A 17,903-nucleotide genomic window follows, 5' to 3' on the forward strand; every position below is an offset into this window, starting at 1 on the left:
ATCAAATTTTATTTATTATTTAAGTCCTGTTCTATAAGTGTTATCAAGTTTATTGTGAATTATTGTTGCTACAACCAAAACTTCTGTCATTTGTGAGAGTTGCGTATCCTCAAATATTTTTGGATTGTGCGCTTTTGGATTTCTGTACATAGAAAAAAATCCTTTACAGAAGTTTCCAAAGCCCTTATGTTCACTTTCCTCACTTTGATTATTTAAAGTATTAAAAGCAAGCATAGGTTTTTTTTCTTTTCCCAACGCAAAACAATCATCAACTAGATCAGCTCCGTCTGAAGTATAGCCACTTTTTTGTCTAAGCCTTTCTGCGACACTTTTTGTAATTTCGAGTATAGCGTGAAAATAATTTTCCTTTAACCATTCAGCTTCACAGTAAGGTAAGATTTCTGAATGAACTCCAATGCCGTGTACTTTTTCTTTGATTTTAAGTGACCTACCTTTAGCTTCTGAAATGGTTTTAGCCTTGTCAACTTTTCGGGGTTGTCCACTTATATCAATTTCTATCCCTTCGTAAACAAGTTTTTCATTGATAGTTGTTCTATCTTTTTCAAATTCGTCTTCGGAATTGTATCTTTTTGGATTTAATAACCTAACGACAAATGCCAATATATTATTTCCACATCTGTCTTGTACTTGTCTTTCTTTTAAAGCATAAAATAGTCTGTCTGTTTTGTTTGTGCCATATTGAGATTGAGAAATACCAGCACTAGATAAATGTTCTGTAATTTTGGTATGTGTGAGCATATTTGAAATAATATCAGATATGTTTCGTAGGGTTATGTCATCAAAGGATTTTGTCATTCTATAATTTTTCTTTTTTAAACTACTTATATTGGTTTTTGTATCTCTACGTTTTGTTTTTCCTTTTCATTTTTCTCACGGGAATAAACCCATAATGACAATAGTCCAAAGATAATCAATGCATAAGCTATCCATTTACCAACCTTTTCAATAAACTTAATACCAACCAACTTTTCATAGGAGGAAAAGCCTTCAGCTCCCATAGGGCTTCGTCTGTAGAACTTTCTCCGGTTAATCCAGTAACGAAGTCCCAAGCCTAAAACCAAAAATAGTATCCCAATAACCAATGATGAAACCATAATAAAAACACTTTATTTCCACTGTTTGAATTTACGAAAAATATCGTTTCACTACATTACAAAAACACAAAATGCCGACGGAGTAAAATAAGAAGTCCTGCCACATTGGACAGGACTTCTATTTCTTTAATCACTACTGTTAAACTGAAAAACTATCTTCTTTTCGTTCCCGAAGCTGTCCGAAATCCAAACATCAAAGGATTGTGAAACGGTGGACGTTGAGGTGTAATACAACCGGAACTGCTCAGTTGGTAACGAATACAAATCATTCGGCAGATACGGCGGTTCATTGTAGTATTGCAACGTTCCCTGACCGTCAAACTGGAAGTAGCGGAGGAAATACTGTGTATTGTTGTAATTACCTGTACGCTTTATGGTGATGCGTATTTCTACCGACTGCCCATTGGCAACATCTTTAGGTACTGGCATTACATTGACTTCGAAAGGAAAATTGTTCTGTATTTCAAGTTCATCATCTTTGCTACAAGATACCAAAGTAACCGATGCTGTGAGGATCGCCAGAAATACATAGAATGGCAGTAGCCCTGTTCTGAATTTATTGAATATTGCTATCATCATTTTTACGTTTTAAAAGTTAAACCTTAATCCCACACCTGCCGACGGTCGGAACTGTTGTAAATCCGTACCCAAAAGCACTTTTGTACGCCCTTGCAGGACTAATACAAAACGATTGGATAGATACGTTTCAAAAGTGAGGCGACCACCTGCTCCGTAAATAAAATTATCCTCGCTCAGTATCTTCGCACCGTCATATAGCATTGCTTCGCCACGATTGATGGTTTCATAACCTAGCACACCTGTTATTCCTAAATTTAGCATGACATTTCTTCGGGCGTCACCCAACAAAAAGAAGCTGTAACCGCCCTCTGCGGAATAGATTTCTTGCGGTATGCGTAGGTCTTTATAATCGTGATACTGGTGGGTATATTCTAACGCCCAAAGCTGATAATTACCGTTCTTACCGTTTACGGTCATTGCTACACTGATGTAATAATCATTCCCGATTTTATCATCGGATAATACACCAACATTTATTTCTAATCCTTTTTGCTTAGGCAACATTCGTTGTGCCTGGCTTGAAGTGATACCCATTAAAACGAGCATCACGGTATAGATATACTTTTTCATTTTTCTATTGCTGATTTAAAGGGTTATTAAAATTTCAGGTGCATATCGTTAATCAAACTGGCTTTGATTAAATCTGAATTTTCGATTTGCAGCGTTTGATGCCTACCACCATTTTTCTCGAAAATTTCAATCAGTAGTACCTTGTCATCGGCAATGGTAAACTGGTCTAACAGGAATACGTTTTGTTCTGTCGATTTTCCAGCAATGCCGTCCAATGGTTTGTAAGTTCTCAAAGGAATTAAAGAGCGTTCTTGTACTACAGTGCGTTTGGCTACTTTTTTATCCACTATTTTAAAATTGATAAAATCAATCTCGAAAGGCACATTGGTACGGTTTCTCAATTCCGTATGGAAATAGTATTTGCCGTTGTGTATGTAAACCCCCTTGAGGATAAACTGGATGCCGAAACTTTTAGCCCCGATATGCTTTACAACACGTTTGTCTTTCTTGTAAATGGTTTCTAATAACAAGCCTGCCAATGATGGAGAATTGTTGCCCAGTTCTTCAAAGAGCACCTCGTTTCCATTGGCTTTATCCACCGCTTTCTGCATCGTTTGTAAATTGTAGCTCAATGCTTCGGGATAGGAACTGTAATACACGTTGAAGCTATAAAAGCGTCCGTCATTCGTGATAACAGAAAAATTGGTTTCAGGCTCAAAATCCCTTACCGATGCTTTTACACGTAAAACGTTTTCCGCATCTTCGGCTTTCCCTGCAATCAGGTACTCACTACCCAAGTCCACGTAACGAATGGCAGTCGGAAAAATCAGGTGCGAAGTTTTATCGTAGGTAACTTCCAATTTGTAAGGTTCTATCTTGCCCAATGTAAGCGGTGTTTTGATGCTATCTTGTGCATAAGATTGTACGGCAAAGCCGAATATCAGGGCTATAGCCCAAAAGGTTTTTAAATGATTTTTCATTGTTTTATTTATTTGGGTTCAACATTATTTTTTAGATACAAGGAAGACCTGATGCCCTACTTTCAGCGTAACCTTTGGCGTTCTTACCTTTTTGGCGAAATAACCTGAAATACCTTGCACCGCACTTTTACTGAGGTCAGAAGTGATCTGCTGTCCAGGAGTAGAACTCATACTGAAGCTCGATCCCGTGGCATTCCCCATATTGGCTACAATGTCTGTAACCGCATTTCTTTCAGGTGAGTATGGAACAAACAAACCTTGCTGTCCATCCAAATCATAAATGGTAATATCTACCGGAATGATATTACCCTCCAGTTCTACCGAGCTTATTTTTAACTGTAACCTGCCGTTCTGAAATTTGGCATTTGCCGTTACAATCGTTCCTTTTGGAATGGTACGCTGAGGTGTTTTAGCAGGTTCTAACAGTCGTAAACGCACACCTGTTTCACCAACTACCGTTTGGGCTTCGTGTACACAGGCTTTGATACTGTTTTTAGGCTGTATTGCCTGTTCTGTAGTACCTGCCGTATAAAAACCACGGTTCTTTGTTTGACTCCAATCGGCTGCAAATGCACTGTCCGACGGTTCACGGTACAAGGCTGATACAATGTTCTTTCTTGTTGGTGTGAACGATACAAATTGCTCCTTTTGATTAGCACCCGAAGCAGCAGGCGTTGCACCGTTGGTGTGAGCAACATTTCCGGTATTGGCATTTTGCGGAAGATACTTAGCCACCATCTCATAAGATTTCTCCATTAATTTGAGTTGGTCGTCAACGGTAGCTACAGGTGGTACATCTTTTTCTGCCAGCTTTTCTTTCATCTCGTCAATTTGCTTGCGGAGTTCCATTGTTTCTGAATTATCATTCTGATAAAATGAACCCAATGTACTTTGTGCATTATGGTAACTGTTCAATGCAGGATTGCCGTTGCTTCCTGAATTTCTGCTACCAAAACTGTTGTTTTCCTCATCTTTAGGAAACTGCTCATCGGTCGGATCTTTCTTGTCTTCAATATTCCAGTAGTCGGAAAGCGTTGCAAGAGCATTGCGCTTTTCTTGCTCTTTGCGTTCGAGCATTTCCTGCTCGTAAGCCTTGCCTTTATCGGCAGGCATTCCTGCACCCGTAGCTTCTGGTACTGCATCGTTTAACCCGACGTTTTCGATTGTCTTTTTTTCTTCGGATGGTTTAAATATAAGGTACATACAACCCACGAAGACAATCGCCATTAAGCCAAAAATTAAGGGCTTTTTGAGCTTTTCCTTATTATTCTGTGTGCCGTTCTGCAGCACATCAGCGGTTTCTTTCGGGTTTCCCTCAGTTACCCGAACAACCGATTTTTTGTTCTCATTATCTTTCATAAATCCTACTTTTTAAAATTGTTGATACTGTGTCCTGAAGTCTTGCAGGACTTTCATTTTCTTTAAGGATAGGGTTTTTGATATGTCTGATGTTGATTTCATCATCGGACTTACCTGTATCGTACACTACTTTGCCAATAACCCCAGCAGTCAGCAAGAGATATCCTACAAAAAAGTACAGCATGTATTGATGCTGTTTACGAACTGGTAATGCCTGCCAACGTTCTTCGAGCTTATCAAAATACCTATCCATATTTGCTCTTAATTTTTTCATAACCTTACTATTTCTGTGTTATAACTTGAAACGTTTAGGGCTTTTACCCACCTTTTGCTTCGGCTCATCATTGACTAATGCAACCGCTTCTGTTAATTTAGGTGCGGTTATTACAGACAGGTTTGCCAGTTCCGTTTTTTTGAGCAATTGCCCAAAGCTGTCTTTCTTGGCTATTTCCATTCGGCTAAGCGAGTATTTACCATTCAAATACTTTACCCACATACTACATTCTATATAGGGCTTGTCATCGCCCGACCATTGTAGGTAGCCTGTCAACAATAAATCTTGTTTAGGTAAACTGTCTGCACCTTTTTGGCAGCTTTCGAGGTACTCGCTGATACTGTCTTTCAGCTTTCCGGCATACGCACCTTGCGTATGAAAATATCCACTATATCCTTTATCAGTCAGGATTTTTGTGAATGTGTTTAAATCTGATAATGCTTCCATAAGATTGATTTTAGCGTTCGATGACTTCGATGTCCCTGTTTTCCATAACCGCAAATTTTTCGATATTGAAGCCTTGCGGATTGTTGTCTGAACGAACGGAGTTCACGAGATAGCAGGAAGTAATAAGGTTGCGTTTGGTTACGTTGCTCGAACGGATGATAAACTGTTTAGCGTAGGTACGCACTGCATACGGATAAGTATCGAATTTGCAGACAACACTATCTACCTCTATGCGTTGTTGTACGTTACCCGAAATAATCCTGCTGTAATACCCCTTTTCCGATAAGTCTTTGTAATAATCGAAAGCACTTTTATCCGCAAGGTTAAATGCTCTGCTCATATTGCTTTCGATAGCATTCTTATCAGGTGCAAGCGTGAAGAAAAGCTCGTGGAAACGTCTAACGTGTTCCCTTGCTTCTACGGGACGATTGATGCTTGCATCCTGCGACAGGGCAAGCATTAGAGATTTGCCATTATCTAATACATAGATTTTTTGGCGTTGTTCTTCTGCAAAGTGGTAGGACTGCCATACGGCATATCCCACCACGCCAATGCAGAGAACAGCAAACACAATGGCATACAAACGTATCTGCCGAAAGCTGTTTTCTATATTTCTTAGCGTTTTAAATTCCATTTTCTTTAATGATTAATTGTTTATTTATTCATCAGCTTACCGCCAATATTTCCAACCGTTGAACCTGCACCTGCTCCAGCAATGTTTCCGGTTTTCATTGCCGCTTGGTTTACGTTACGAGTAAAGTTTCCTGCACCGCCTGCCTGAATAATCCAGCCAGTTACCGTTGGAATAGTGAAGTAACCCACGATACCGATGATCATAAAGATGATATACACTGTATTGGAAGTATCAGGGATAAAGGTTGGGTCAGCTAACATTGCTATATCCCTTTCCAATATGAGGGATTGTATTCTTGCCAGCATGGAGCTGAATAAATCCGAAACAGGAAGCCACAGATATACGCTAATGTACCTCGTGAGCCATTGCGTGAGCGTAGCTTGAAAACCATCCCATACACTTATCGCAAAGGCTATTGGCCCGAGTATGGACAAGACGATTAGAAAAAACGTCCGTATGGTATCAATAACCAAAGCCGCCGCCTGAAAGAGTATTTCCAGCAAATTGCGAAACCAGTCCTTTATCGCCTTTTCAATCTTGTAGGCTTGTCTGTCCATATACATACCCGCCATTGTACCAACATCAGATGGCGACCAACCCAATTCGTCCAGTTTCTTATCAAACTCTTCGTCTGATACCATATAGGAAGTTTCAGGATTTCTGACCATTGCTTCGTATTCCAATTGGTCTTTCTGCTGTTGCAGCTTGTTCAGGTCAAGTACCTGATCTTCGAGTATGGCGTGGGTTCCAGTTACAACCGGGCTTAGTACTGCATTGATGGTTCCCAAAACAATAGTTGGGAAGAACATTATACAAAGTCCCAAAGCAAACGGGCGCAGCAACGGGAACATATCAATAGGTTCGGCACGGCTTAAAGCCTGCCAAACCTTTAATGCCACATAGAACAACGCCCCCAATCCCGCTAATCCCTTAGCCACTGCCGCCATATCGCCTGCAAGCGGCATCATATCGTCATAAAGCGAACGCAGGAGTTCGTGAAGATTATCCCATTCCATTTTTACCAGTATTTTTGGTTAGCAGTTCCATAGAGTTCAAGCACTCTTTTGGCATCATTTTTCTTTTTCGCTCTCAGATAGCTTACAGAAATGTTCTTATTGGTGTAGTAGCGTACAAGGCTGTGGTAATCCTTTACCTCTTTGTACACACGGTCAATAATATCCATACGCTCCTTGTCATTCAGCGAAAGGCTTGAAGAGGTTATAATCTGCTTCAATTCTTTCAGCAGTTCGGTACTTTCATTAAGCAGTGCCGAATAACCATTGCCGATAGCGACCAATTCTTGCGGTGTGAAATTTGGGTCGTTCATCATCTTGCCAAAATTCTGCACGTACATTTCGGACACATCGCCTACAAGCAATACTGTTTGTTGTACCTTACGGGCATCTTTCACAAGGTTGTTGATAGCTTTCAGCTTGTCATAATATTCCTTGCCTTGGTCGTACACTTTCTTCACTTCGTTGAAGTTCTTTATCACATTGCTCACGGTCGAAGAAGTCTGTATGATTTCGTTCGCAGAGTTGATAATTCCTGAAGCCAGGTTTGCAGGATCAGTAACCACAAACTGGGCTTTTGCTGACGGTGCAACGGCGAGCATTAATGCCGTACACACCAGATACATTACTTTTTTCATTGTTCTTGAAATTTTAAATTGTTAATGACTATTGATTTACTTTGTCACGCCTTTGCATTGCGATATGCTTGATGGCGAGTTCTACGTTGCCGTCCAGTTCAGCAGCAAGCTGCATCACTTCCATTTTTTCGGTTTCTTCGGTCGTGTAAGCGAGGTATTCCTCCAAACTAACTTCGGTGGCATAGACTGCCGAATGTGTACCACCTAAACCAATCCAAACCTCTTTGTAAAGTCGGCTTGCATCATTGTTCATATTGATAGAAAGTACCTGTCCTTTTTCTTTGTCCGTAAGTCCTAACATCGACTGTATGTCATCGAACTTGTTCATATACTTACGTTGGTCTAAGAGGATTTTACAGTCAGAGTTATTGATGATACTTTCCTTTACAATGGGGGATTGGATAATGTCATCCACCTCTTGCGTTACGACAATAGCTTCTCCGAAGAATTTGCGGACGGTCTTAAATAAATACTTGATGTATTCTGCCATTCCCTCTTTGGCAATCGCTTTCCAAGCCTCTTCAATTAAGATGAGTTTGCGAATACCTTTGAGCCTTCGCATCTTATTGATGAAAACTTCCATAATGATGATGGTCACTATGGGAAAGAGGATTTTGTGGTCTTTAATCGCATCAATCTCAAACACGATAAAGCGTCTGGATAAGAGATCTAATTGCTTATTAGAGTTCAACAGGTAATCATATTCGCCACCCTTGTAATAAGGTTCGAGTACGTTTAGGAAATTAGCAATGTCAAAGTCTTTTTCTCTTACCTGTTTTCCTTCCAATACCTTACGGTAGTCACCTTTTACGTACTCATAAAAACCGTTGAATGACGGAAAAACATCTTCTTGTTTGATGCACTCGATGTATCCCGATACGGCATTCGATAATGCTACTTCTTCTGAACGGGTTGGCGGCTCATCATCTCTTTTCCATAGGGTAAGTATCAGAGTTTTGACACTTTCACGCTTCTCAATATCGAACACTCCATCATCGGTATAGAAAGGGTTAAAGGCAATTGGGTTATCTTCAGTATAAGTAAAGTAAACACCGTCTTCGCCTTTGGTTTTTCCTTTGATGAGTTCACATAAGCCCTGATAAGAATTACCCGTATCTACCAACAATACGTGTGCGCCCTGTTCGTAATATTGACGTACCATGTGGTTAGTGAAGAATGATTTTCCCGAACCTGATGGCCCCAAGATAAACTTGTTCCGGTTCGTGATAATACCTCGTTTCATCGGCAGGTCGGAAATATCCAAATGGATAGGTTTTCCTGTAAGCCTGTCAGCCATTTTTATCCCGAATGGTGAAGGTGAATTGTGGTAGTTGGTTTCTTCCGCAAAGAAGCACAAAGCGGGTTCAATAAACGTGTAAAAACTTTCCTCACTCGGGAAGTCGCCAGCATTTCCTGGCATTCCTGCCCAATACAAAGTGGCTACGTCCGTGGTGTTATGACGAGGCTTACATTCCATTAGTGCCAATGCACTACCGCAATCGTTTTTTAGCTGTTTCAGTTCCGAAGGGTCTTCCGACCACGCCATAATATTGAAGTGTGCACGGATGGAGGACAATCCGAAGCTATGGGCTTCATTCAGGTACTTTTCTATCCACTCTTTGTTGATTTGGTTGGCACGGCTGTACCTTGCCAATGAGTGCATATTCCTTGCGGATTTCTCAAACTTTTGCAGGTTGTCTTCGCTGTTGTCTAAAAACAGGTATTGATTATAGATGTGATTGCAACTTAACAACAAACCCACAGGTGCAGCGAATGACAGACGACAATCGCTTCGGTCGGTAGATAGCTTTTCAAAACGGGTATCAGCCGATACTGTTCCGGGCAAATCGTCGGTATCGGACAAGGTGTGCAGGCTCAACCTTTTGTTACCGATACGGACTTCTTCAGTTCCGAGTGCGATGTCTTGCATTGGTGTTCCAACTTCCTTTGATAATGTGAGATACTGCTCTAGTAGTCCCTGTGTAGTTTCTGTTCCGATGATTTCATCTTCGGTCAGGCGTTTTAGGCTTACAAAACCACTATCATTTATGATACGCTCAAACTGTGCGACCGCCTCCATAAAGCGGTGTATCGTTTCCTTATTTCTGATTTCCTTTGGTATCAGCGTACCTTTACAAAGCGATGAAAAATTGCTTTGCATCCGCATTCTTTCCTTAGTAGTCTTGGTCAGAAATAGGTAACAGTAGTGATTTAGGAACGGTCGCTCATTAAAATGGCGTTGATAGGATTTTGCCAAAAAACTTTGATTATCGGCTGCCAAATCAGGTGCATAGTTTTCTTTGATGTACCAGTCTTGTTTGTGAATGACCGTAAAATCAGGTAAGGTTTTGATGGCCTTGTGCCAGGCGGAGTGAATGGCTTCATATTCCGCAGAAGCAACCGTGAACAGTTCTGGCAAACGCACTTCAAAGCAGGCGGTAATGTCTGCATCTTTAGAAAGGATACAATTGTTTTCTACTGCCAACAAAGGAAATTTGTTTTCCAGCGTTGTTGTTTTAGCTACATTTCTCATACGGCATTTTGTTTAGGTGTGAATTTTAAATAGCGATGTACAGGCTTGCGACAGATGATGTATCGGGGATGTCTTTTTCCTGCCCCGATTTTCATCAACCCGTGTTCGCCATACTTTCTGTTTAGTGAAAAGGTTTGCCACACAATAAGCGAAGCTCCGCCTGCTCCCAGGAACAGGCAGATGTAAGAGTTTACGCCAACCATATACATTATCATCACGAGGATAAGCGTACCGAGTAGCCCGCCAGCAAAAATGAACAGGTATTGCGCTTTCAGCCCTTTAAATTCCACCGTTCTTCCGATGCCTTTATTGATATTGTAATTCATAAGGCAACAGATTAAAGGAAGAATGAACGCAGTATGGTAGCCGCCACAATTAAGAAGATACAGGCACCAAACCACGAAGCCGCAGTTTTGCTTGTGTCAGGGTCGCCCGAACTGAATTTATTATACACCTTAACACCTCCGATTAGCCCAACGACCGCACCGATGGCGTAAATTAATTGAGTTGCGGGATCGAAATAAGAGGTGACCATTTGTGTAGCTTCGGTTATTCCAGCCGTACCATTTCCCTGTGCGAACGCACCAATTCCTGACAGCATAGCTACGGCTGCCAGCAGAACTTTTTTTCCTTGTTTTTTCATAATTGAAACACATTAATTTGTTACAGTTTTCCCGCACCTTGCGGACTTTCGGGACAAAGGTGTTTCAGAAATGAAGGCGCTATAACAAAGTGGCAGTCAGAGGAATTGTTTGGCTGTGGGTGGCGGTCAGAAAGAAGAAATGTAGTATATTAGTACATTTGAAAATGTTCAATTTATAAACCTCATTTTTTAATGTATATATCTAAAGTTAGCCTCGTCAATTACAGAAATTTCGCAAATGCAAATTTCTATTTCAAGAAAGGAATTAATACCATCATAGGTGAGAATGGATCTGGAAAAACAAATGTTTTTAAGGCTATAAGATTGCTTTTAGAAGATGCTTCCTTGCAATATGCTTACAAACTTGCCGAAGGAGATTTTAATAGAACTTTAGATAAGAATAAATGGAAAGGTCATTGGATTATAATAAGTATTGAGTTTGACGAACTCAATGATGAAGAAGCTATTCAATCTTTATTTATTCACGGAGCGGGAATTGCTGAAGAGGACTATGTAAAAAAGGCCACCTATAACCTTTTCTTTCGTCCCAAAGCTGATATAAGGCAAAAGCTGTCTGAATTAGCCAAAGGAGATAATGCTGGAATGCAAGCTTTACTCAATGATATCACTATTAATGATAACTACGAAACTTTCTTTACAGGGAAAAGTACTGCTGATTTCAATGATCCGGAAGTATATAAAGAGCTGGTCGGTGACTTTGAAAATGTTATTTTTCCTTCCATGGTAGATGCCTCAAAATTTGGGTCAAAAATCCCACATCAAATGTCAGTTGCTAAAGAAATCTCTTTTACATTCATTCAAGCTTTACGGGATGTTGTTAGCGATTTTCATAATAACAGAACTAATCCATTATTTACACTTTTGAAAAATAAAAGTGGTGAAATTAAAGAAGTGGATTATAAGCCAATTAGTGATTTAGTTAACGATTTGAATGAAAGTATTGAAGCACTTCCCGATGTACAAAATATTAGGGATGATATTAAATCTACAATTCAAGATGCTGTAGGACTTACTTATTCTCCGTCATCATTATCTATAAAATCCAGCGTTCCAGACGAAGCAGAAAAATTGCTTCAATCTTTAAAGCTATTTATTGGCGAGCCTGGAGAAGAATATGAAGGTGGCATTCACGAATTGAGTTTAGGTGGAGCAAATCTAATTTTCTTAACTCTAAAGCTGTTAGAGTTTAAATATCAAAAGTCCAAAGATACTTTTGCTAATTTTTTAATCATTGAAGAGCCTGAAGCCCATATTCACAATCACATTCAAAAGGCTTTATTTGATAAGCTGGATTATGGAGATACACAGATTATATATTCAACACATTCAACACAAATATCTGAGGTAAGCAATGTTGAGAACATTAATATTTTGGCTAAAAAATTGAATTATGCTGAAGTATATCAGCCTTCCACGGGATTAGGATCTGAAAATATAAATCAGATACAACGCTATTTAGATGCTGTGAGAACCAATTTGCTTTTTGCTAAAGGGGTAATTTTAGTAGAAGGAGATGCTGAAGAAATATTAATCCCAACTATGGTTAAAAAAGTTTTTGGAGTAAGTCTAGATGAACTTGGTATTAGTCTTATAAATATTAGAAGTACAGGTTTTGAAAACGTAGCTCAACTTTTTCATAATGATCGAATACAAAGAAAGTGTGCCATACTCACAGATTTAGATGATGCTATCTGTGACACTACAGAAGTTGTGGGTGATAGTGATGTATTGAAAAAGTATAAAAAGAAAGTGGCCGGTTCTAAACAAAAAGGTTTGGCTAGAAAGGTAAAATTAGATGCGTTTGAAGTTGGCAATATTTGGGTGAAGGCTTTTTATGCAAAACATACTTTTGAAGTAGATTTTATTACTGAAGGAAATGAATGGGAAGTTAAAAAAATAATTAAACAAGTTTATGTAGATCAAGATACACGTGATACTGCAAAGACAGATATTGAAGACGCTGACGTTTCTATTTATGGCAAACGTGTTCTCACGATGGCAAAACAAGAAGGAAAAGGTTGGTTTGCTATAATGTTAGGAAAACATATTTCGTACAAGACTATACTTCCCAGTTATATAATGGATGCCATTTTCTTTGCTAAAGAATCATCCCCAAATATCATTGCAGATATAATTGATTATCGAATTAAGAAAAATTTAGAAGATAATAATGCATTAGACTTTACAAGTTGCAGAGCGGAACTACTAAAATATCGAAAAGGAGAAATTGAATTGAAAGACTTAGCTTTTGACTTTGACCTTGTACTGCCAGACGACCAAATTTTAACCCTAATAGATAAACTGAAGTAGTTATGTTTATTTGGGAAAAAGACAGTATCAATAAAGAACAGGAAGATGCAATTCTTGAAGATAATAGCGTACTTCTTATTGCTTGTCCCGGAAGCGGTAAAACGAGAACCCTTACATTCAAAATTGCTTATGAGTTAAGCAGGTTGAAATCAGACAAGGAATTCGTTATAGCCATAACCTACACTAATAGGGCTTCCGATGAAATTAAGGAACGAGTTGAATTATTAGGCGTTGATACAACACAATTATGGATAGGCACTATCCATTCTTTTTGTATGGAATGGATTTTAAAACCATACCATCTGTATTCTGAAAGATTGAAGAACGGTTTTAAGGTCATCAATTCCTTTGATTCAGAGAAGATTTTAACCGAATTATGTGCCCCCTATAAGAAAGAGAAAATAACATATTATGATTGTGGTATTCTTGCCAAACCGGATGGTTTTTACTTAACCTGTCTTGATAGTGGTAAACATAATTCATTAAAGAAGATTCTTGGAGAATATTTTAAAGTTCTTGAAAAAAAGCGACAAATTGATTTTGAGCAAATCTTATTTTATTCTTATGAAATTCTCAAATCAAAACCAGTTATAGCTAATATTTTGTGCAAATTATTTCCGTTTGTTTTAATTGACGAGTATCAAGATACCAAAGAAATACAGTATCATATTATATCCAAAATATTAAGCGTAAGCAAAGGAGCTTCAAAAACACTGATCGTAGGTGATCCAAATCAATCTATTTACGATTCACTGGGAGGGTATCCGATGCCGAAAGATGAATTAGAAAAATTATTAGGATTTGAATTGACTCCATTAAGCCTTGACAAAAACTATAGGTCATCCTCTGCTATTATTAGCTATTTTGATTATTATAAAACTTTCGATACCCCAATTGTAGCCTTTGGAAATGGAAAAGATTATTCAAGTTCAATCACATTTAACTCTTCCGTTTCAGTAGATAATTTAATTGAAGAATTGGCTCAGTTAATATTGTATAATGTTGAGAAAGCAGGGATTAGTCCCAATGAAATATGCATCACTGCACCACAATGGGTACACATAGCAAGTATTACAAGAAAACTTATCATTCGACTTCCTGATTTCAGTTTTGACGGACCAGGGATGGCACCGTTTTCTCGGGATATTGATAATTTTTGGTTCAAGGTTTCAAGAATTGCATTGACAGAACCATCTCCTTTTATGTATGTAAGAAGATTAAGGTGGAGCAATGAAATTTTAAATGAACTTGATTCCACAGGAGTTGATGTTTCAAATATGACTAGTAAGAAATTTTTAAGAATTTGTAATTCTTTGGAGATTATCGAGAAAGATGGATTAACTTATCTAAGGACTTTTTTTAATCAGATCTGTGAAAAACTGAAAATTGCATTACCCAATTTTCCTTTGTTAGATGAACATTTCAATTCATTTTTTGCAAGTTCTGAAAGTAGAATTCAGAGGCTGATTGATGAAGGAAATCCATATATTGGTGATATTGAAAATTTCAGAAAAGTATTCAGACAGCGAGATGGAATTACAGTATCCACTATCCACGGCACCAAGGGCGAAGAATACGATACAGTTATAGGTTTTGGCTTGTTAGATGGCTATGTTCCTCATTTTAACGATAATAATGGTCTTGAAAATTCAAAGAAGCTATTATATGTCTTAGCTTCAAGAGCGAGAAAAAATTTACATCTTATTTCGGAAAGAAATAGAAATGTACATAAGTTTTATGCTCCGGATGGAAAACCCCCAACTTCACATTTAACTGATTACAATTTCAAATATTTAGATACCCTGTAACCCAAAAAAGGGAGTTTGCTCACACAAACTCCCCAATATCAAAATCACCTAAATCACTTTTCCGCAAAGTGGAAGAACTGTCGTTGGTTTCAGATGAAAGTGTGCTATCCAAAAGCTCGGCAATTTTTCGGGAAGCACCCTCAATGGAATTTTCCAGTAGGCTGAATAATTCAGTTCCCTGTAATTTTTGAACTATAGCTCCCGCTGTTTCCTTTTGAGCTTGTTCCAAATTTTCATTTTGGAACAATGCTCCTACAGAGCTTAGTTCGTCATAGGTAACCCCTTGGGCAAAACCGTTATCGCCACCGGATATTCCGTACCTGTTCCATTCTTCTTCCTCTTCTTCTAAATCAGGCATATTACTGAAAACTTCGTCCAGTTCTTCCTGCGGAATTTGAATACCTACGTTTTCATTTTCGTCGTATTCAATGTCTAAATTATCAGGATTTATCTCTTGTTCCTCTATTTGGCTTTCATTGGTAGTGTTTGGCACCGAAAGGCTTCTTACAGGCTTGGGTTGCCCCATAATATCGGGTAGGTTCGGGCTAACCTTTTCCTGCGTAGGCTTTTGCGATGACTTTTTATGAATAACAATCTTATCCTGCAAAAGCAGGACAATGACGATTAGCAGGCAAATCACAATTACTATTTCCATAATCAAATGCTTTAAAAAATGGGTTTAAACTTTTCGTTGAAATCATCGGTAATTGCTTTTTCAAACATTTCAAAATGATGCTCCAATATATTGTCAAGATAAGCATACAGGGGTATCTCATCTTTACCAATGACCTGTACAATTCGGGATAACCTTTCGTGGTATTCTTGCCGGATATAAATGCTTTTATCCCCCCGCTTAGTCATCGAGTGAGTTTTCAAAAAGTTTTCACCGTAGCTTCCGTCAAGGCTTTTCTTGATACGGTTTCTTTCCCGTTGTACAGGTTTGCTTTGTCGTAATTCTTCCTGTTTTACCTTTACCTTTTCTTGCTCTTCGGCAGGTTCGGGTGGAAGCTGTAAGCCTTCCTTTTTAACGCCGTCCACCATCAAGTTCATCATCAGCTCTTCATTAATGTCCGGTGTGATTTTTCTTTTATTATCTTTTTCCATAGGGCTATAATTGAATGATGTTTAAAAATTCGCTAATGAACAGATCTAACTGGCAGGCTTTCATCAAACGCTCATCGGGTGGCATTACTGTAGAACGAAAAATCGTTTTGCTGTCCACTTCGCTTTCCTTGCGAAATCGGGTGCTGTTCTTGACTTGGCTCTGCATCAGGCTTATCCCTAATTGCTCAATAAGCTGATTGTACACATCATACAGGGGTGTGCTTTCCCTGCCGTCCACCTGGTTCCAGAAAAGATTAATGGTTTCTATGGACGTTTCGCCTTTTTTCATAATCACGTCCTGTAAAAGTTGCGTAAAGATGAGCGTACTTTCCATTACTAAACGATCTGCCGTTATGGGCGTAAAAATGTGATGCATTCCTGCCAATGCTTTTAGGATGCCGGGTGTGTTTACGGTTCCGGGCAGGTCAAAGAATACCACATCAACCGGAACGGGAGAAATAGTTACAAATTCGTGAGCGGCATCCAATACGCTGTCCGCTTTGTGCTGTATAATGGGATAGGCTTTTTTGTTGATGGTGGTGAATTGCTTATATGCCTGCTTTTTCAAAGCCTCATTTTCCATGACCATTGCCAAATCACGAGTTTTCATTTTCATCAGGCTGTGCTGCGGAAAATCCGCATCAAATACAGCTACATTGTAGCCCAGCCGATAGTGCATTGTACTGGCGACAAGCGTTGTAAAGGTGCTTTTGCCAACACCACCTTTTTGAGAAGAAAAGGCGATAAACAGAGGTTTCTTTTTTGTGTCCATATTTTTAAAATTTAAAGTTTACATTTTCTTGTTTTCAGTCTTGCAAGCTATCAGTCAGGCAATCCTAATTTCGTTCTATCTCCCTTGCAGGATAGCTGTCAGGCTTGCTTCCTTATCGTACAGTAGTCCTGCATTCATTCCAGTATCTTGTCAGGCAGGATTGTGATCTTTCTTTCGTTCCATCTGTCATTCCATCCTTCAGGCGGGCAGGATATTTTGACAGCAGGCTGTCACGCTTTCCAACATTCCTTCAATTTTGCTTTTTTGCATTCCTGCAATCCAGCTAGCAGGTTATCCTGCTAGCTGCTCATCTTGAAATACGGGCTGACTGTCTGCTTGCCGACATTCAAGCACAAAGAACCAATCAATTTTATTCGATTGTATAGGGATGGCAGTGTTTGGCATTTAGAGGTAGCATTTGGCACTGTTACATAGTGCAACACTTTCGTGAACAGGGCTTTACTTTGTATTGTAATTTTTATTAACGGATTTATGCAAAAATCTTTGACATATCTGGAGGTAACAGGAACGGCATCGAGCCGTTTTTCCCTGTTACATTCAATCCGTCCCGCAGGGCGGATTTTTGTGTTCACCAGAACACGGCAAGTTGTGTTTTGAGCATCTCGGAATGATTTCCGATGCTCAAAACAACTTGCCCTTAGCAGGGGGCAGAAAACACCTTCCGAAGTCAGGGTTTTGTATGGATTTTAAAATGGATTAGTGATGAACGATAACAATAAAAAGCAATTGAAAAAGACTGGACGCCGCCCCAAAGAAGACCCAGCGACCATTCGGTACACGATTTCCTTTAACGAGCAGGAACACGCCCGTTTTCTTGCCCTGTTTGATAAATCAGGTATGCAAGTAAAGGCGCATTTTATAACATCCTGCATCTTTGATAAAATGATAAAGACTATTCAGATTGATAAAGGAACGGTTGATTTTTATATGCGGCTGACCTCTTTTCACAGTCAGTTCCGTTCCATCGGAGTAAACTACAATCAGGTTGTGAAGCTATTGTACAAGAATTTTTCCGAGAAAAAAGCCGCAGCGTTTCTTTATAAACTGGAAAAGCAGACCGCAGAAATGGCGATGTTATGTCAAAAAATCATTCAGCTAACCGAGGAATTTGAAGCCAAACACCTGAAAAAATAGCAGTAGAA

20 protein-coding genes are annotated in these 17,903 nt (G+C 39.1%); 3 read left to right on the forward strand and 17 right to left on the reverse strand.

Annotation, left to right across the window (positions count from 1 at the left end; genetic code table 11):
• Window positions 1-15: 15 nt before the first annotated feature.
• The 14 genes from CHSO_RS14860 to CHSO_RS14925 form a co-directional block, all read right to left on the reverse strand.
• Window positions 16-816, reverse strand: a complete 801-nt coding sequence (locus tag CHSO_RS14860) for a TIGR02391 family protein (protein WP_045497525.1) — start codon at window positions 814-816, stop codon at window positions 16-18.
• 26 nt (window positions 817-842) lie between these two features.
• Window positions 843-1,115 (reverse strand): hypothetical protein, encoded by a 273-nt coding sequence (locus CHSO_RS14865; protein ID WP_045497528.1) that lies wholly within the window; start codon window positions 1,113-1,115, stop codon window positions 843-845.
• A 126-nt stretch (window positions 1,116-1,241) separates the two neighbouring features.
• On the reverse strand, window positions 1,242-1,691 hold the full coding sequence (locus CHSO_RS14870) for a DUF3872 domain-containing protein (protein WP_045502625.1): 450 nt from the start codon (window positions 1,689-1,691) through the stop codon (window positions 1,242-1,244).
• A gap of 12 nt (window positions 1,692-1,703) precedes the next feature.
• Entirely contained in the window at window positions 1,704-2,264 is a 561-nt protein-coding gene (locus tag CHSO_RS14875) for a conjugal transfer protein TraO (RefSeq protein ID WP_045497531.1), read from the reverse strand.
• A 26-nt stretch (window positions 2,265-2,290) separates the two neighbouring features.
• Window positions 2,291-3,184 (reverse strand): conjugative transposon protein TraN, encoded by an 894-nt coding sequence (gene traN, locus CHSO_RS14880; RefSeq protein WP_045497534.1) that lies wholly within the window; start codon window positions 3,182-3,184, stop codon window positions 2,291-2,293.
• Between the two features lie 24 nt (window positions 3,185-3,208).
• Window positions 3,209-4,543 (reverse strand): conjugative transposon protein TraM, encoded by a 1,335-nt coding sequence (gene traM / locus CHSO_RS14885; protein ID WP_045497537.1) that lies wholly within the window; start codon window positions 4,541-4,543, stop codon window positions 3,209-3,211.
• The gene (locus CHSO_RS14890; RefSeq protein ID WP_045497540.1) at window positions 4,533-4,817 is read right to left on the reverse strand and encodes a hypothetical protein; all 285 of its coding nucleotides are present in this window, start codon (window positions 4,815-4,817) and stop codon (window positions 4,533-4,535) included. Before CHSO_RS14890 ends, traM begins: the two co-directional genes overlap by 11 nt.
• 18 nt (window positions 4,818-4,835) lie before the next feature.
• On the reverse strand, window positions 4,836-5,264 hold the full coding sequence (locus tag CHSO_RS14895) for a hypothetical protein (protein WP_045497544.1): 429 nt from the start codon (window positions 5,262-5,264) through the stop codon (window positions 4,836-4,838).
• 10 nt (window positions 5,265-5,274) lie between these two features.
• Window positions 5,275-5,898 (reverse strand): conjugative transposon protein TraK, encoded by a 624-nt coding sequence (gene traK / locus CHSO_RS14900; RefSeq protein WP_045497547.1) that lies wholly within the window; start codon window positions 5,896-5,898, stop codon window positions 5,275-5,277.
• A gap of 20 nt (window positions 5,899-5,918) precedes the next feature.
• The gene (gene traJ / locus CHSO_RS14905) at window positions 5,919-6,914 is read right to left on the reverse strand and encodes a conjugative transposon protein TraJ (RefSeq protein ID WP_045497550.1); all 996 of its coding nucleotides are present in this window, start codon (window positions 6,912-6,914) and stop codon (window positions 5,919-5,921) included.
• Between the two features lie 2 nt (window positions 6,915-6,916).
• On the reverse strand, window positions 6,917-7,549 hold the full coding sequence (locus CHSO_RS14910) for a DUF4141 domain-containing protein (RefSeq protein WP_045497553.1): 633 nt from the start codon (window positions 7,547-7,549) through the stop codon (window positions 6,917-6,919).
• 28 nt (window positions 7,550-7,577) lie between these two features.
• The gene (locus CHSO_RS14915) at window positions 7,578-10,082 is read right to left on the reverse strand and encodes a TraG family conjugative transposon ATPase (RefSeq protein WP_045497556.1); all 2,505 of its coding nucleotides are present in this window, start codon (window positions 10,080-10,082) and stop codon (window positions 7,578-7,580) included.
• Window positions 10,079-10,408, reverse strand: a complete 330-nt coding sequence (locus CHSO_RS14920) for a DUF4133 domain-containing protein (RefSeq protein WP_045497559.1) — start codon at window positions 10,406-10,408, stop codon at window positions 10,079-10,081. Before CHSO_RS14920 ends, CHSO_RS14915 begins: the two co-directional genes overlap by 4 nt.
• Window positions 10,409-10,419: 11 nt before the next feature.
• A complete protein-coding gene (locus CHSO_RS14925) occupies window positions 10,420-10,725 on the reverse strand; it encodes a DUF4134 domain-containing protein (protein WP_045497562.1) in 306 nt (101 codons plus the stop codon).
• Window positions 10,726-10,917: 192 nt separating this feature from the next.
• On the opposite strand from CHSO_RS14925, the gene CHSO_RS14930 reads away from it, so the two are divergent.
• The gene (locus tag CHSO_RS14930) at window positions 10,918-13,056 is read left to right on the forward strand and encodes an ATP-dependent nuclease (protein ID WP_045497565.1); all 2,139 of its coding nucleotides are present in this window, start codon (window positions 10,918-10,920) and stop codon (window positions 13,054-13,056) included.
• A gap of 2 nt (window positions 13,057-13,058) precedes the next feature.
• A complete protein-coding gene (locus CHSO_RS14935) occupies window positions 13,059-14,864 on the forward strand; it encodes a UvrD-helicase domain-containing protein (RefSeq protein WP_045497568.1) in 1,806 nt (601 codons plus the stop codon).
• Between the two features lie 19 nt (window positions 14,865-14,883).
• On the opposite strand, the gene CHSO_RS14940 is transcribed toward CHSO_RS14935, so the two are convergent.
• From CHSO_RS14940 to CHSO_RS14950, 3 genes are read right to left on the reverse strand one after another with little or no spacing between them, the layout of a single operon-like run.
• Complete coding sequence (locus tag CHSO_RS14940) at window positions 14,884-15,519, reverse strand: hypothetical protein (RefSeq protein ID WP_045497571.1); 636 nt, start codon at window positions 15,517-15,519, stop codon at window positions 14,884-14,886.
• An 11-nt stretch (window positions 15,520-15,530) separates the two neighbouring features.
• Window positions 15,531-15,968 carry a DUF3408 domain-containing protein gene (locus CHSO_RS14945; protein WP_045497574.1) on the reverse strand — a complete coding sequence of 146 codons (438 nt, stop codon included), beginning with the start codon at window positions 15,966-15,968 and terminating at the stop codon, window positions 15,531-15,533.
• 4 nt (window positions 15,969-15,972) lie between these two features.
• Window positions 15,973-16,740 carry a ParA family protein gene (locus CHSO_RS14950; protein ID WP_045497577.1) on the reverse strand — a complete coding sequence of 256 codons (768 nt, stop codon included), beginning with the start codon at window positions 16,738-16,740 and terminating at the stop codon, window positions 15,973-15,975.
• A 723-nt stretch (window positions 16,741-17,463) separates the two neighbouring features.
• On the opposite strand from CHSO_RS14950, the gene mobA reads away from it, so the two are divergent.
• The gene (mobA, locus tag CHSO_RS14955) at window positions 17,464-17,895 is read left to right on the forward strand and encodes a conjugal transfer protein MobA (protein WP_045497580.1); all 432 of its coding nucleotides are present in this window, start codon (window positions 17,464-17,466) and stop codon (window positions 17,893-17,895) included.
• The last annotated feature ends 8 nt before the right edge of the window (window positions 17,896-17,903 follow it).

Source organism: Chryseobacterium sp. StRB126 (assembly GCF_000829375.1).
Classification (GTDB): Bacteria; Bacteroidota; Bacteroidia; order Flavobacteriales; family Weeksellaceae; genus Chryseobacterium.

What these genes read in the sequence shown, in the direction of transcription:
- CHSO_RS14860 (WP_045497525.1), bottom strand. Translation starts at nt 816, where the DNA reads ATGACAAAATCCTTTGATGACATAACCCTACGAAACATATCTGATATT.
- CHSO_RS14865 (WP_045497528.1), bottom strand. Translation starts at nt 1,115, where the DNA reads ATGGTTTCATCATTGGTTATTGGGATACTATTTTTGGTTTTAGGCTTG.
- CHSO_RS14870 (WP_045502625.1), bottom strand. Translation starts at nt 1,691, where the DNA reads ATGATAGCAATATTCAATAAATTCAGAACAGGGCTACTGCCATTCTAT.
- CHSO_RS14875 (WP_045497531.1), bottom strand. Translation starts at nt 2,264, where the DNA reads ATGAAAAAGTATATCTATACCGTGATGCTCGTTTTAATGGGTATCACT.
- traN (WP_045497534.1), bottom strand. Translation starts at nt 3,184, where the DNA reads ATGAAAAATCATTTAAAAACCTTTTGGGCTATAGCCCTGATATTCGGC.
- traM (WP_045497537.1), bottom strand. Translation starts at nt 4,543, where the DNA reads ATGAAAGATAATGAGAACAAAAAATCGGTTGTTCGGGTAACTGAGGGA.
- CHSO_RS14890 (WP_045497540.1), bottom strand. Translation starts at nt 4,817, where the DNA reads ATGAAAAAATTAAGAGCAAATATGGATAGGTATTTTGATAAGCTCGAA.
- CHSO_RS14895 (WP_045497544.1), bottom strand. Translation starts at nt 5,264, where the DNA reads ATGGAAGCATTATCAGATTTAAACACATTCACAAAAATCCTGACTGAT.
- traK (WP_045497547.1), bottom strand. Translation starts at nt 5,898, where the DNA reads ATGGAATTTAAAACGCTAAGAAATATAGAAAACAGCTTTCGGCAGATA.
- traJ (WP_045497550.1), bottom strand. Translation starts at nt 6,914, where the DNA reads ATGGAATGGGATAATCTTCACGAACTCCTGCGTTCGCTTTATGACGAT.
- CHSO_RS14910 (WP_045497553.1), bottom strand. Translation starts at nt 7,549, where the DNA reads ATGAAAAAAGTAATGTATCTGGTGTGTACGGCATTAATGCTCGCCGTT.
- CHSO_RS14915 (WP_045497556.1), bottom strand. Translation starts at nt 10,082, where the DNA reads ATGAGAAATGTAGCTAAAACAACAACGCTGGAAAACAAATTTCCTTTG.
- CHSO_RS14920 (WP_045497559.1), bottom strand. Translation starts at nt 10,408, where the DNA reads ATGAATTACAATATCAATAAAGGCATCGGAAGAACGGTGGAATTTAAA.
- CHSO_RS14925 (WP_045497562.1), bottom strand. Translation starts at nt 10,725, where the DNA reads ATGAAAAAACAAGGAAAAAAAGTTCTGCTGGCAGCCGTAGCTATGCTG.
- CHSO_RS14930 (WP_045497565.1), top strand. Translation starts at nt 10,918, where the DNA reads ATGTATATATCTAAAGTTAGCCTCGTCAATTACAGAAATTTCGCAAAT.
- CHSO_RS14935 (WP_045497568.1), top strand. Translation starts at nt 13,059, where the DNA reads ATGTTTATTTGGGAAAAAGACAGTATCAATAAAGAACAGGAAGATGCA.
- CHSO_RS14940 (WP_045497571.1), bottom strand. Translation starts at nt 15,519, where the DNA reads ATGGAAATAGTAATTGTGATTTGCCTGCTAATCGTCATTGTCCTGCTT.
- CHSO_RS14945 (WP_045497574.1), bottom strand. Translation starts at nt 15,968, where the DNA reads ATGGAAAAAGATAATAAAAGAAAAATCACACCGGACATTAATGAAGAG.
- CHSO_RS14950 (WP_045497577.1), bottom strand. Translation starts at nt 16,740, where the DNA reads ATGGACACAAAAAAGAAACCTCTGTTTATCGCCTTTTCTTCTCAAAAA.
- mobA (WP_045497580.1), top strand. Translation starts at nt 17,464, where the DNA reads ATGAACGATAACAATAAAAAGCAATTGAAAAAGACTGGACGCCGCCCC.